The sequence below is a fragment of the Kitasatospora sp. NPDC059812 genome (assembly GCF_042732075.1).
Classification (GTDB): domain Bacteria; phylum Actinomycetota; class Actinomycetes; order Streptomycetales; family Streptomycetaceae; genus Kitasatospora.
In genome coordinates this window covers 18,358-32,014 of the sequence record NZ_JBHWIO010000023.1, presented here as the reverse complement: position 1 = coordinate 32,014, position 13,657 = coordinate 18,358, and the positions used below count along the sequence as shown (strand labels likewise).

At 73.7% G+C, this 13,657-nt stretch carries 10 protein-coding genes; 7 read left to right on the top strand and 3 right to left on the bottom strand.

Annotated elements, in window-relative coordinates:
- The first annotated feature begins 132 nt into the window (after positions 1–132).
- The 3 genes from ACFV6D_RS14720 to ACFV6D_RS14710 all read left to right on the top strand — a co-directional run bounded on the left by ACFV6D_RS14720 (position 133) and on the right by ACFV6D_RS14710 (position 3,994).
- A complete protein-coding gene (locus ACFV6D_RS14720; RefSeq protein WP_063349345.1) occupies positions 133–1,155 on the top strand; it encodes a carbohydrate ABC transporter permease in 1,023 nt (340 codons plus the stop codon).
- Positions 1,152–2,099: a carbohydrate ABC transporter permease gene (locus tag ACFV6D_RS14715; protein WP_063349346.1), complete on the top strand. Its 948-nt coding sequence runs from the start codon at positions 1,152–1,154 to the stop codon at positions 2,097–2,099. Before ACFV6D_RS14720 ends, ACFV6D_RS14715 begins: the two co-directional genes overlap by 4 nt.
- 377 nt (positions 2,100–2,476) lie before the next feature.
- A complete protein-coding gene (locus tag ACFV6D_RS14710) occupies positions 2,477–3,994 on the top strand; it encodes a DUF4153 domain-containing protein (RefSeq protein ID WP_380559911.1) in 1,518 nt (505 codons plus the stop codon).
- Between the two features lie 170 nt (positions 3,995–4,164).
- Here the strand turns inward: ACFV6D_RS14710 and ACFV6D_RS14705 are convergent, their stop codons facing one another.
- Positions 4,165–5,712, bottom strand: a complete 1,548-nt coding sequence (locus ACFV6D_RS14705) for an MFS transporter (RefSeq protein WP_380336374.1) — start codon at positions 5,710–5,712, stop codon at positions 4,165–4,167.
- A 366-nt stretch (positions 5,713–6,078) separates the two neighbouring features.
- Here ACFV6D_RS14705 and ACFV6D_RS14700 point away from each other — a divergent pair, with 366 nt between their 5' ends.
- From ACFV6D_RS14700 to ACFV6D_RS14690, 3 genes are all read left to right on the top strand, one after another.
- On the top strand, positions 6,079–6,630 hold the full coding sequence (locus ACFV6D_RS14700) for a TetR/AcrR family transcriptional regulator (RefSeq protein WP_380559909.1): 552 nt from the start codon (positions 6,079–6,081) through the stop codon (positions 6,628–6,630).
- A 221-nt stretch (positions 6,631–6,851) separates the two neighbouring features.
- Positions 6,852–7,550 (top strand): ribonuclease HII, encoded by a 699-nt coding sequence (locus tag ACFV6D_RS14695; RefSeq protein ID WP_063349349.1) that lies wholly within the window; start codon positions 6,852–6,854, stop codon positions 7,548–7,550.
- 99 nt (positions 7,551–7,649) lie between these two features.
- Positions 7,650–8,327, top strand: a complete 678-nt coding sequence (locus ACFV6D_RS14690; RefSeq protein ID WP_380480645.1) for a hypothetical protein — start codon at positions 7,650–7,652, stop codon at positions 8,325–8,327.
- A 232-nt stretch (positions 8,328–8,559) separates the two neighbouring features.
- Here ACFV6D_RS14690 and ACFV6D_RS14685 read toward each other — a convergent pair whose 3' ends face one another.
- Positions 8,560–9,198: a hypothetical protein gene (locus ACFV6D_RS14685; RefSeq protein WP_380434291.1), complete on the bottom strand. Its 639-nt coding sequence runs from the start codon at positions 9,196–9,198 to the stop codon at positions 8,560–8,562.
- Positions 9,199–9,617: 419 nt separating this feature from the next.
- Positions 9,618–11,813 carry a RecQ family ATP-dependent DNA helicase gene (locus tag ACFV6D_RS14680; protein ID WP_063349352.1) on the bottom strand — a complete coding sequence of 732 codons (2,196 nt, stop codon included), beginning with the start codon at positions 11,811–11,813 and terminating at the stop codon, positions 9,618–9,620.
- A 228-nt stretch (positions 11,814–12,041) separates the two neighbouring features.
- Between ACFV6D_RS14680 and ACFV6D_RS14675 the strand changes: the two genes are divergently transcribed.
- Positions 12,042–13,616: a DUF4192 family protein gene (locus ACFV6D_RS14675; RefSeq protein WP_380559907.1), complete on the top strand. Its 1,575-nt coding sequence runs from the start codon at positions 12,042–12,044 to the stop codon at positions 13,614–13,616.
- Positions 13,617–13,657 lie beyond the last annotated feature (41 nt).

Sequence of the window (13,657 nt, the reverse complement as noted above, 5' to 3'; positions counted from 1 at the left end):
GCGGGCGCCGGCCGCGCCTCGCCCCGACCCCACACTCCAAAGACCGCTCTCACCCTCTGTCGCGCCGCACGCACCCCCACCACCCCCCCCCCCCCCCGCCCCTTCCCACCAGAACAGGAGGGACGCACCGTCATGTCCGTACCCGGAACCCCTTCACCGGTCACCGCGCTCGCCACCGGCTCCTGGGGCGACGCGGCGGTCAAGTTCGGCAACAGCCTCGGCGCCGTCGCGGGCTTCCTCGGCATCCTGCTGCTGGTCTTCTTCGCCGCGGGCCGGGCCCGGGGCCGGCTCTCCCGCCCGCTGTCGGTGGTGGTGTTCCTCGGCCCGGCCGCGGTGCTGCTGCTGGTGGGCCTGGTCGTGCCGCTGATCCGCACGGTCTATCTGAGCCTGCAGAACGCCGACGGCAGCGGGTTCGTCGGCGGCGAGAACTTCGGCTGGGCGTTCACCACCGACTCGGTGCAGAAGGTGCTGGTCAACACGCTGCTCTGGCTGGTGGTCGCGCCGTTGGCGGCGACCGGCCTGGGCCTGGTGCTGGCGCTGCTGGTGGACCGGATGCGCGGCCAGGCGGTGTACAAGTCGCTGATCTTCATGCCGATGGCGATCTCGCTGGTCGGCGCCTCGATCATCTTCAAGTTCGTCTACGAGTCGCGTGGACCGGGCCAGTCGCAGATCGGCCTGCTGAGCCAACTCGCCATCGCGGTGGGCTGGGACGATCCGCCGAACTGGATGCTCTCGCAGCCGTTGAACACCTTCCTGCTGATGGCGGTGATGGTCTGGGTGCAGACGGGCTTCGCGCTGGTGGTGCTGTCGGCGGCGATCAAGGCGATCCCCGACGAGGTCACCGAGGCGGCCCGGCTGGACGGTGCGCAGGGGGTGCGGCTGTTCTGGTACGTCACGGTGCCGATGATCCGCACCACGGTGGTGGTGGTGCTGACCACCATCATGATCATCACGCTGAAGGCCTTCGACATCGTCCGCACCATGACCGGCGGCAACTTCGGCACCCAGGTGCTGGCCAACGAGATGTACTCGCAGTCCTTCGTGCAGTTCAACACCGGGCGGGGCAGTGCCCTCGCGGTGATCCTCTTCCTCGCGGTGCTGCCGTTGGTGGCCTACAACATCGTCCAGCTGCGGAAGGAGCGTGCGGTCCGATGAGCGCACCGCACGACAGGCCGGCCCGCGCGATGAGCGCGCCGCACGGCAGCCCGGTCCGGAAGGCCTTCAGCAGCCCGCTGGCCTCGGTCTTCGTGATCGCGGTGACCGTCCTGTGGACGATCCCGACGGTGGGCCTGCTGGTGACCTCGCTGCGCCCCAAGCAGGACGTGACGGCGAACGGCTGGTGGAACGCCTTCCTCCACCCGGACCTGGGCCTGGGCAACTACCACACGGTGCTGTTCGAGGGCGGCTCCGGCGTCTCCACCGGGCTGATGCCGTTCCTGGTGAACTCGCTGGCGATCAGCGTCCCGGCCACCCTGTTCCCGCTGGTGCTGGCGGCGATGGCGGCGTACGGGCTGGCCTGGGTGCGGTTCCGGGGGAGCGACACGGTGTTCTTCGCGGTGTTCGCGCTCCAGGTGGTGCCGATCCAGATGGCGCTGATCCCGCTGCTGCGCCTCTTCTCCGGCGGCGCGCACCTGGGCTCGCTGACGCTGATCCCGGCGGTGGACCTGAAGGGCAGCTATGCACCGGTGTGGCTGGCGCACACCATGTTCGCGCTGCCGCTGGCGGTGTTCCTGCTGCACAACTTCATCGCCCAGCTGCCGCGGGACCTGATGGAGGCGGCGGTGGTGGACGGGGCCTCGCACTTCAAGATCTTCCGTTCGATCGTGCTGCCGCTGTGCACCCCGGCGCTGGCCTCGTTCGCGATCTTCCAGTTCCTGTGGGTCTGGAACGACCTGCTGGTCGCGTTGACCTTCGCGGGCGGCACGCCGGAGGTGGCGCCGATGACGGTCCGGCTGGCGCAGCTGTCCGGGTCCTTCGGCGGGCGGTGGGAGCTGCTGACGGCCGGGGCGTTCCTGTCGATCGTCGTCCCGCTGATCGTCTTCTTCAGCTTGCAGCGGTACTTCGTCCGGGGCCTGCTGGCCGGGTCGGTGAAGGGGTAGCGGAGGGGTGGTGGAGGGGCCCCGGGAGGGGTGTGGGAGGACCGCGGGAGCGGTGCGGGAGGGCTCCGGGAGCGGTGGTGGGAAGGCGGGCCGAGGTTTCTGAACTTGTTCAGAACTGAGTTTTGAACCTGTTCAGAATGGTCTACAGTCGGCTGCAGCCGCGGCGCCGAGCGCGCCCGACGGCGGACTGCCCCAAGGGCGGCTTCCGCATGCCCGCCGACCACCGAGGGGGACTCATGTCCGGCCCGTCCACGCCTGCCCTGGCCGACCTGCCACCTGAGCCCGGGCCCGCGACACATGGAGCCGCGGCACATGGACCCGCGACACATGGGCCCGCGACGTTCGGACCCGGACCTGGCCCTCATTGGGGATCCGGGATGCCCGTGCCGCCGCACCGCGGGTGGCTGCGCCCGAGCGACCCCGAGCGCAGGGCGGCCGCCACGCCCCGGGTCCTCCTCCTGGCACTGCTCACCGGCCTGCTGACAGCCTGGCTGCTGTTCGACGGCGTGGGCGTCAACCTGCTGATCTGCGCCGGCGCCACCGCTGCCGCGGCCGGTCTCGCCGCCCGGTCGGCGGGCCGCCGGATCCGGCCCTGGACGGTGGTGTGGAGCCTGCTCGCCGTCGCCCTGCTCGCCGTTCCGGCGCTCTGGGAGGCGGGCTGGCCGGTGTCGCTGTCCATCGGGTGCGCGCTCGGCCTGGCCTCGCTCGCGCTGCACGGCGGCCGCCGCTGGGCGGGCGTCCTGCTCCCCCTGCCCGCCGTCCTCTGGCAGCTGCCGCCCGGCGTGCTCTGGCTGAGGGACGGGCTGCGCGGCCGGAGTCTGCCCTACCGGGGCCGCATCGTCCCGGTGCTCAAGGCACTCGCGGTCGCCGCCGTCCTGCTGACCGTCTTCGGTCTGCTGTTCGCCGGTGCGGACGCCGCCATGGCGGACCTGCTGGGCAGCCTCAGCCCCAGCCTCGACCTCCGCGGGCTCCCGCTGCGCGCGGCGCTGTTCGCACTGGGGGCGTTCACCGCCCTGGGCTTCGCCCACATCGCGGCCGGGCCCCGCCGCTGGGACCGTACGGTCGTCCGGCCGGGCCGGGCCCGCCGCCGGCTGGAGTGGGCGCTGCCGCTGGTCGCGCTCAACCTGATGTTCGGCGCCTTCGCGGTGATCCAGGCCCTGGTGGTGCTCGGCGGCGCCGACGCCGTCCTGCGCAACACCGGGATGAGCCGCTCCGAGTACGCCCGGCAGGGTTTCTGGCAGCTGAGCGTGATCACCGCGCTCACCCTGGTCGTGGTGGCGGTCGCCAAGCGCTGGGCCCCGCGCAGCACGCCCGCCGACCGCCGGGTGGCGCGGATCCTGCTCGGGGCGCTCTGCGTGCTCGCCCTGGTCGTGGTCGCCTCGGCGCTCGGCCGGATGTGGTTCTACGTCGACGCTTCCGGCCTGACCAGGCTGCGGCTCTGGGTGCTGGTGGTCGAGGGCTGGCTCGGCGTCGTCCTGCTGCTGCTGATCACCGCCGGGCTGACCCGCTCGGCGGGCTGGCTGCCCCGCGTCGTCGTCCTCAGCGGCATGCTCACGGCGGCGGTGTACGGGCTGATGGGCCCGGACGCGATCATCGCCGAGCAGAACGTCGCCCGCTTCGAGCGGACCTCCCGGATCGACCTGCGCAACGTCCGCGACCTCTCGCCGGACGCCGCCCCCGCCCTGGACCGGCTCCCCGCCGTCCAGCGGGCCTGCGCGCTGCAGCTGATCCGCGCCGGGCTGGAGAACCACCCCGGGCCGGCCTGGTACGCCACCAGCGCCTCCGCCGCCCGGGCCCGGGAGATCCTGGCGCAACGGCCGCTGGTGGACCAGTTGGAGGAGGGGCGCACCCCCTGCGAGCGGGCCGGGATGAGGTACCAGGACCTCTGGCCCTGACGCCCGGCTCTGACACCGGTGCCTGCGTCGGTGCCTGACGCCTGCGGCTGCGTCGGGGGCGGAGTAGGGGCGGGAGTCGGGGCCGGGAAACGCGGCCGGGCCGGCCGGGAGCGTGCTGCTCCCGGCCGGCCCGGTGTGGTGCGCTGTGGTGCGGTGTGCCCTGGTCGGGCTCAGTGCATCGCGACGCCGGAGGCCCCGCTCGGCAGGTCGCTGGCCTTGGCCTTGATCACGAAGACCGAGACCACCAGCGCCAGCCCGGCGAGCACGGCACCCACGATGAAGCCGTGCGAAATCCCCTGGGTGAGGACCGAGTTGGCGGCGTCGGTGCCCTTCGGGAACTCGTGGTGCTGCTGGAGGTAGGCCAGCTGGTCCGGAGTGGCCGACTGGAGGAACTTCGGCTGCTGGAGCTTGCCCTCGGCGGTGGCGTAGTGCGCGAAGACCGTGGTCAGGATCGAGAGGCCGAGCGAACCGCCGATCTGCTGCATGGAGTTCAGCAGGCCGGATGCGGCGCCGGTCTCCTGGCCGGGGACGCCCGCGACCGCGAGCAGCATCACCGGGACGAAGATCAGGCCCATGCCGAAGCCGAAGATGACCGTGGGGCCGAGCACCCCGTCCAGGTAGCCGCTGTCCTTGCTCATCTGGGTCAGCCAGGTGAGGCCGACGGTGACCAGCAGGGCGCCGCCCGCCATGAACGGCTTCGGGCCGTACTTGGCCTGGAGGCTGGAGGCGAGCTGCGCGGCGATGATGATCGACACGCTGATCGGCAGGAAGGACACGCCGGCCTTCAGCGGGCTGTAGCCGAGCGGGCCCTGCACGAAGAGCGTGATGTAGAAGAAGATGCCGAACATGGCCGCGGCCAGGCAGAGCATCATCACCAGGCCGCCGGTGCGGTTGCGGTTGGCGAGCAGGTGCAGCGGGGTGATCGGCTGGTCGGTGCGGTTCTCGATCACGACGAACGCGGCGAGCAGCAGCACACCGCCCGCGAAGGAGCCGAGCGTGATGCTGTCCGACCAGCCGTCCGAGGCGGCGCGGATGAACCCGTAGACCAGGCCGACCAGGCCGAGTGTCGAGGTGAGTGCGCCCGGCAGGTCGAAGCGGCCCGCGTGGCGCTCGGACTCGGCGATGTAGCGCGGTGCGGCGAGCGCGATCAGCGCCGCGATCGGCACGTTGACGAAGAAGACCCAGCGCCAGTCCAGGTACTCGGTGAGCAGACCGCCGGCCAGCAGGCCGATCGCGGCACCGGACCCGGCCACCGCCGAGAAGACGCCGAACGCCTTGTTGCGTTCCGGCCCTTCCTCGAAGTTGGTGGCGATCAGGGCGAATGCCGTCGGTGAGCAGATCGCGCCGCCGATGCCCTGGAGCGCGCGGGCGGCCAGCAGCATCCCGCCGTCCTGGGCGAAGCCGCCCAGCAGGGAGGCGAAGCCGAACAGCAAGGTCCCGAAGATGAACACCCGGCGGCGGCCGAGGATGTCGCCCGCGCGCCCGCCGAGCAGCAGCAGCCCGCCGAAGGTCAGCGTGTAGGCGTTGATGACCCACGACAGGTTGGTGGTCGAGAAGTTCAGCGCGTCCCTGATCTGCGGCAACGCGATGTTCACGATGGTGGCGTCGAGCACCACCATCAACTGCGTGGCCGCGATGACGGTCAGGGTGATGCCCTTGCCCCGGCCCTGGCTGCTCTGTGGTGGTGAGTTCTTGCTGATCGTGTCGGAGATAGCCACGATTGTGCCCCCTGCTGGCTATGTGCCTGGCTGCGTGCTTCGTATGCTGCGGACCGACTGGTCCGGCGTGAGCCCACGGTCTGGCGCGGGCTAGGAAGGAACGGGATCGTTCACTAATGTGGACGATATCCTGGGCCTGATTGTGAACGCAAGCGTTCCCTAAGGATGGTGGCGATGGATCGGTTGGTGCGGCGTCTGACGGCGGACCGGGCGACCGGTCGGGCGGGCGCCCGACCGCTTGAGGCGGCGGACGCGCCCCCGTCACCCGCGGCGCCATCGGGGGCGGCGCCCGAACCGGCGGCTCACTGCCCGATGCGGGTCGCCCGTGAGGCCCTCACGCGGCCGGTGCGGCGCCGGGGGAAGGAGTTGGAGAACGCGATCTTCGAGGCCACGATCGACCAGCTCACCTCCGGCGGATACGCGCGGCTGACGATGGAAGGCGTCGCCGGCGCGGCGCGGACCGGGAAGGCCGCGCTCTACCGGCGCTGGGCGTCCAAGGACGAACTGGTCATCGACGCCCTGGACGCCACTCTCCCACGCCCCTACGACACCCCCGACCTCGGGTCCGCCGATCTCGAATTGCGGCAGCTCATCGAGGTGTTCATGGGCGCGATGAACTCCCCGACGGGCGCCGCGATCCAGACGCTGATGGGCGAGATCGACCATGAACGGGCCGAGGTGTTCAAGGACTTCATCGGCCAGCGGGTGATCGAGCCGACCAAGGAGGCCATCCTGGCGATCCTGCGCCGCGGCGCCGACCGCGGCGACGTCCGGCCCGGCGCGGCCACCGCGCTGGTCGCGGACGTCGTCCCGGCGATGCTGCTCTACCAGGTGAAGATCTGCGGCCGGGAGAACATGGGGCCGGGCTTCGGGGCCCGGCTGATGGACGAGGTGCTGTACCCGCTGATCCGCGCCTGAGGACGGCTGCGGCTCCGCGGGCGGGGCTGCCGGCCGGTTGGCGCCGACGGTTGGCGCCGGGCGGTTCGGGCGGGCGGCCGGGGTGAGCGGTTCGGGCGGGCGGCCTGGTGGGCGGGCCGGTGGGCGGGCCGCCGGCGGTCGGCCCGGGCGGCTGAGCGGAGGGGCTTAGGCTGGATGCTGCCCAGCTGAACGGGCTGCCCCTCCGCCGAACGGAATTCGCGATGCCCATCGTCCCGCCGACGCACTCCGTCGAGCGCTCGCTCCGCCGCGCCGGCGCCAAGATCGTCGTCGGCCTGGACGAGGTCGGGCGCGGCGCCTGGGCCGGCCCGGTCACCGTGGGCGCGGCCGTCACCGGTCTGCGCAAGGCCCCGGAGGGGCTGACCGACTCCAAGCTGCTCACCGAACTGCGCCGCCGCGCGCTCGCCCCGGTCCTCGCCGACTGGGTCACCGCCTACGCGCTCGGCCATGCCTCGCCGCAGGAGTGCGACGAGCTCGGCATGACGGCGGCGCTGCGGCTGGCCGCCGTCCGCGCGCTGGAGGCGCTGCCGGTCGAGCCCGACGCGGTGATCCTGGACGGCAAGCACGACTACCTGGGCGGCCCCTGGCAGGTGCGCACGGTGATCAAGGGTGACCAGTCCTGCATCTGCGTCTCCGCCGCCTCGGTGCTCGCCAAGGTCCACCGCGACGGGCTGATGGCCGAACTCGGCGAGGAATGCCCGGAATACGGCTTCGCGGACAACGCCGGCTACCCGTCCCCGGTGCACCGCGCCGCGCTGGAGGAGTTCGGCCCCACCGGGCATCACCGGCTCTCCTGGGCATACCTGGACGCGCTGCCGAAGTGGCGGCACCTGAAGCGCGTCCGTGACGTCGCGGGTGCGGCCGAAGGCTCCGCCGACGAACAGTTGACGCTCGGTTTCTGACGGTCCGTCTGGAATTGCCTGGGTGGGGCGGTGGATGTGCGGTGCCCAATGGGTGGGGTGCGCGTGCGTGTTCGAGCGGCATTTGATAGATATCCGGGTATGCCTGTCTTCCCCGAGGAGTCGGAGATTCACGAGAGCCTCCCGGGCCCCGGCGTTCCCTTCCCCCGCGAGTCGGACGCACAAGCCCTCCGCGCGCCTGCCAACGGCGGCGCTTCTTCCACCGCACCCACCACCGTCGCCGCCGTTCCGGTGCCCGGCCCCCGTCCGGCACCGCCGCGCCCGACACCCCCGCGCGCCGACCGCTCCGGTCCGCCGCGACTGATCCCCAAGCCCCCGCCGGCGCAGCGCCGTTCGGGCGGCGCCGAACCGCAGGTCGAGATCCAGCGCGTCGCCGCCACCCCGGCGCAGGCGCTGGAACACGCGGACGACGCGGTCGACCGACTGCTGGACGCCGGCCGCAACCCGGGCGACATCCTGGTGCTGACGGTCGGCGAGGCGCACCCCTGGCAGCAGCACGAACTCTCCTTCGGCGAGGAGCGCTACTGGGCGCAGCTCGCCGAGGGCGGGGACGTGTTCTACGCGGACGTCGCGCTGACCCGCCCGGTGCGCCGGGAGGTGGTCGTCCTGGTGGTCAACGGTGGGACGGCCGCCCGGGCCGCCGAGGCCCACGCCAAGGCGCTCGGCCACACGGCCGCGCTGCTCGTGGTCTGCGGTGACGCCGGCCCGGTCGCCACCGGGGCGGCCGGAACCGCGCCCGGCCGTTCGATCAGGGCCTGACCACGACCGAGCCACCCCGGGCCCGGCGCCGCACGGTGCCGGGCCCGGGGTCCGTCGTACCCCGGTGCGGCGAGGGCGTACGGTCCGGGGCGCGGGCTGATCCGTGGCCGGGCCCGGGCCCGACCGTGCCTGGTCTTGGTGTCGGCTGTCGGGCCTTCGGGTCGGCCCCGGCCGTGGCGTGGTCCGAGGCCGTGGCGTCGTCTGTGGTCGCGACCCGTCGGTGTCGGCGGGGTCAGCGGGTGCCGGTGCGCCGGGCGGGCTGGACGGCGGCGACCCGCGCCGGGGGCCACGGGTGCTCGGACTGCCGGGCGTGCTGGGCCCGTTCGGCCGCCTGGTGCCGGGCGCGCTGGCCGCGCGGGGCGTCCAGCGCCGAGCGCGGCGGCAGTTCCGTGACGGTGTGCACCACCCCGTCCGCCCACGAGCCCGCGTGCGGATCGCGTCCGCTCCGGCCGTCCCCGAGGACGTGCCAGCCCGCCGGGGTGAGCCCGATGTACGAGCCGCAGCGCAGCCCGTGCAGGACGGCCGCGTCCCGCAGCGCCCACATCCAGGCGCCGTCCTGCTCGGTCCAGCCGGGCGCGCCCTCGCGGCAGCGCAACAGCACGGCCGTGCGGGTCGGTTCGGCCAGCCGCAGGTCGTGCGGGGTGACCTGGCGCAGGTGCGTGAGCAGGGCGTTGCGGTGCTGCCAGCCGTCGGTGTCGTGTGGCCAGGGCGTGAACGAGGCCGAGGCGGACACGTGGTGCAGCGCGTTGAGGACGGCGATCACGACCGTGCCCGGCTGGGGCAGGTGGCGCTGGTGCAACTCCACGACGAACTCGCGCGGGTCGCGCAGCAACGGGATCCCCGAGGCGGTCCAGGTCTCCAGGTCCAGCAGCCGTCTGGGCGCCGAACTCCGGGCGAGGGGATGCTGACCTCGGCCGATACCGTTGATCACGATCCTCCTTCCTGACCCACTGGCACGCGGGTACGTGGGTACGCCGAAGGCCGGGTCCAGCGGACAGGGTTTCGGGTACGCGCCAATTCTCGCGGTATCCGGGGTGGAGCGGCAACGATGAAACGATGAACGCCACCCGAAAGCCCACGTTCCGCCGGATATGTTCCACCGCGCTCCGAGCGTCGTTCGGGCGGCGTTGGACCTTGATCCAGACCGTGTGCGGGGTCCGGTGAACCGCCATCGGCACGGTGACCACTCCTTTCCCCGCTCCGGCGTCCCGCGTGTTCGCGAGGGGGCTGCTTTCTCCCTTCGTTAGGCCATGCGAGTGATTGGTGGAATGGCGGCCCACTGCCGCCCGGTCACCCCTGCACGGCCAGCACCAGGGGCAACACCGCGCTCGCCCCGGCACGGCGCAGCAGCCTGGCGGCCACGGTGACCGTCCAGCCCGAGTCGACGAGGTCGTCCACCAGCAGCACCGGCCCGCCGGCCTCGGCCACCGCCTGCGCCACCTCCGGCGGCAGCGTCAGCGCGCCGGCCAGCGAGTGCAGTCGCTGGGCGCTGTTGCTGCGCGCGCCGTGCGGGGGCCGGCCGTCGACGTACTCGATCCGGCCGAGCAGCGGCAGCCGGCCGATCTCGGCGATCCGCGCACCGAGGCTGCCCACCAGCTGGGGGCGGGTCGAGGAGGCCATGGCCACCACGCCGACCGGCCGCTCCAGCCGGGTGCCGTCCGCCGTCGCGGGCCCGGCCCAGCCGCCGGGGCCGCGGGCCCAGTCGGCGAGCACCGCGACCAGGGCGTCCACGGCCTCGCCGGGGACCGGTACGTCCGGGGCCTGGTCGGCCAGCAGGGCGCGCAGCCGGTTGCCCCAGCCGATGTCGGACAGCCGGCCGAGCGCCCGCCCGTTCTCGGCCTGCTCGCCCGCCGGGATCCGGCCCTTGAGGGGCACGCCGAGGGAGTCCATCCCGGTGGGCCAGAGCCGGCGCGGCTCGAAGCTGATGCCCGGGCGGCCGAGGGCGGCCCGGGCCGCGTCCAGCGCCTCGGCGGAGACCTCGGCGGTGTGCAGTGGCCCCGCGCAGTTGTCGCACCGGCCGCACGGACGGGCCTGCTCGTCGTCCAGCTGGCGCCGCAGGAACTCCATCCGGCAGCCGGTGGTCGCCGCGTACTCGCGCATCGCCCGCTGTTCGGCCTCGCGGGAGGCCGCGACCTTGGCATACCGGGCGGTGTCGTACGCCCAGCTCTGCCCGGTGGCCGTCCAGCCGCCCTTGACCCGGCGGACGGCGCCGTCCACGTCGAGCACCTTGAGCATGGTCTCCAGCCGGGTGCGGCGCAGGTCCACCCGGGGCTCCAGCGCGGCGGTGGACAGCGGGCGGCCGGCCTCGGCCAGCGCGTCGATGGTGCGGCGCACCTGCTCCTCCGGCGGGAAGGCCAGCGAGGCGAAGTAGCGCCAGATCGCCTCGTCCTCGCGCCCGGGCAGCAGCAGCACCTCGGCCCGGTCGACGCCGCGCCCGGCCCGGCCGACCTGCTGGTAGTAGGCGATCGGCGAGCTGGGCGAGCCGAGGTGCACCACGAAGCCCAGGTCGGGCTTGTCGAAGCCCATGCCCAGTGCGGAGGTGGCGACCAGCGCCTTGACCCGGTTGGCCAGCAGGTCGGCCTCGGCGGTGCGGCGCTCGGCGTCCTCGGTGCGGCCGGAGTAGGAGGCGACCGGGAAGCCCCGCTCGCGCAGGAAGGCCGTCACCTCCTCGGTGGCGGCCACCGTCAGGGTGTAGACGATGCCCGAGCCCGGCAGCCGGTCGAGGTGGTCGGCGAGCCAGGCCAGCCGGTGCGCCGGGTCGGGCAGGGCCAGCACGCCCAGGGTGAGGCTCTCCCGGTCGAGCGGCCCGCGCAGCACCAGGGCGTGCTCGTCGGTGCTGCCGGTGCCGAGCTGTTCGGCGACGTCCGCGGTGACCCGGGCGTTGGCGGTGGCGGTGGTGGCCAGCACCGGGACGCCGGGCGGGAGCTCGGCGAGCATCGTGCGCAGCCGGCGGTAGTCGGGGCGGAAGTCGTGGCCCCAGTCCGAGATGCAGTGGGCCTCGTCGACCACGAGCAGGCCGGTGGAGGCGGCGAGCTTGGGCAGCACCTGGTCGCGGAAGTCGGGGTTGTTCAGCCGCTCGGGGCTGACCAGCAGGACGTCGACCTTTCCGGCGGAGACCTCGGCCTGGATCTCGTCCCACTCGTCGGTGTTGGCCGAGTTGATGGTCCGGGCGTGGATGCCGGCCCGGGCCGCCGACTCGACCTGGTTGCGCATCAGGGCGAGCAGCGGGGAGACGATCACCGTCGGCCCTGCGCCCCGGGCCCGGAGCAGGGCGGTGGAGATGAAGTAGACCGCGGACTTCCCCCAGCCGGTGCGCTGCACGACCAGGGCGCGGCGGTGGTCGACCACGAGGGCCTCGATGGCCGTCCACTGGTCCTCGCGCAGGACGGCGCCGGGCCCGGCGAGCTCGCGCAGGACGGCCTCGGCCCGCGCCCGGACCTCGGCGCGGTCGGCGGTGGCGGTGGTGTGGTTCTCGGGCTGCTGCATGGCGTCCATGTAACCCCGAGCCGCTGACATGAGGCGAATGCCGTGGCTGCGGAGAGGTGGAGGCCGGATGTATTTCATCAGCTCCTCAGCTGAACGGCCGCCGACTAATCACCCGGGGGAGTGGGCGCGGTGTGCTCCGAATGAGGGAAGCGGAAAACGAGGGCGGAGTTATCCACAGGAAAAGAGAAAAATCCGGTGCGTCTCTCGGATTGCGTCACGCTTCCGGTCATGAACGCCGCGGACAACCGGAGCGTCATGAACAACGGGAGCGTCATGAACAACGAGCGCGTCACCCTGTCCCTCGGCCCGTCCTCCGGCCACCGGCCGGTCACCATGCGCGGTCCGGCCGACATGGCCGAGCTGCTGCCCTACCTCCTGGGGTTCTACCCCGACGACAGCATCGTCGCGGTCGGCCTCCAGGGGCCCGACCTGCACCAGGGCGGAGTGATTCGGGCGGACATCCCGGAGTCGCCCGAGCAGTGGCCGGCCGCGGCGGAGGAGACGGCCGCCCTGCTGGTCGCCCTCTCCGAGCGGCACGGCGAGCGGCCCGTCCAAGTGCTCCTCTACCTCTGCCAGGATCCGACCACGGTGCACGCCCCTCCCGTGGTGGACGGCCTGCGGCCGCTGGCGGACGACCTCCGCGCGGCCTTCGGGCGCAGGGGGGTGGCCGTCAAGGAGTCGCTCTGCGTCTCGGACGGCCGCTGGTGGTCCTTCCTCTGCCGCCGCGCCGGGTGCTGCGATCCGGCGGGCAACCCGATCCGCCGTGCCCCCGGCCCGGGCCCGGCGGCCGCCGCTGCGGCCTTCGCCGGCCTCGCGCCGCGCGGCAGCCGGAAGGCGATCATCGGCGGGCTGGCCCCGATCGGCCCGCCGGGGGTGGACGCCCAGCGTGCGGCGCTCGCCCGGGCCGAGGCGGCCGAGGCCAACGGTGCTGACGGCGCTGGGGGCTCCGGTGGCGCGGCCGTCCAGGAGCAGGGCGCCGGCCTGCTCGACCAGGCCTTCGCCGAGTTCGCGGCCGGGGCCCGGGAGCTCGACGAGGAGCGGGCGGCCCGGCTGCTGGTCGCCCTGCGGGACCGCCTCACCCGGGATCGCGGCGTCGAGTACACCCGGCCCGCCGAGCTCGCGCCCGCCGAGCGGCTCTGGCGCTTCCTCGCCCGGCGCGCCGTGCCGCCCTACGAGGGCTGCGCGGTGGCCCCTCTCACCCTGCTGGCCTGGGCCTCCTGGGTGGCGGGGGACACCGCGACGGCCCGCGTCGTGCTGGGCCACGTCCTCCGGCTCGACCCGTCCTACCTGCTGGCCGAGCTGCTGTACGAGTCGTTGAACGACGGTATGACGCCCGACGCGCTGCTCGCGGCAGTCGAGGCGCAGCGTCGGCGGCGCGAGGCGGGTGGGCCCGTGCCGGCGCCCGCCGGCGAACCGGGGCCGGCGCCCACCGAGGGCCCGGGTGGTGACCAGACGGGCCGCGGTGGGCCGTCAGGGCTGCCCGGGCCGGCGGGGGCCTCACGCCGCCGCCGGACGGCCCGCCGGAAGGCCGCGAAGGCGGCTCAGGCCACAACGGCGGCGGCCGAGCGCGGCCCGGTCGGCCCGGGCGGCCCGGCCGAGCCGACGCCGCGTCCGGACGGTCCGGGCCCGCTCGCCCTGCTGCCGGCGCCCGGGTGCGCTCCGGTGCCCCGGCAGCGGTCCGCCCGGGGTCTGCGGCTCGGTCGGGCGGCGGTGTCCCGGGCCGCCGCCGCACCGTCGGCCGCCGGGCGCCACCGGTGCCGTGGCGTCCGTCGGGCGGCGAGGGGAGCCCACCACGCGCGCTGACCTCGCCGGGCGTCCGCCAGGGGCCGCCCGGAGCCTCGCCG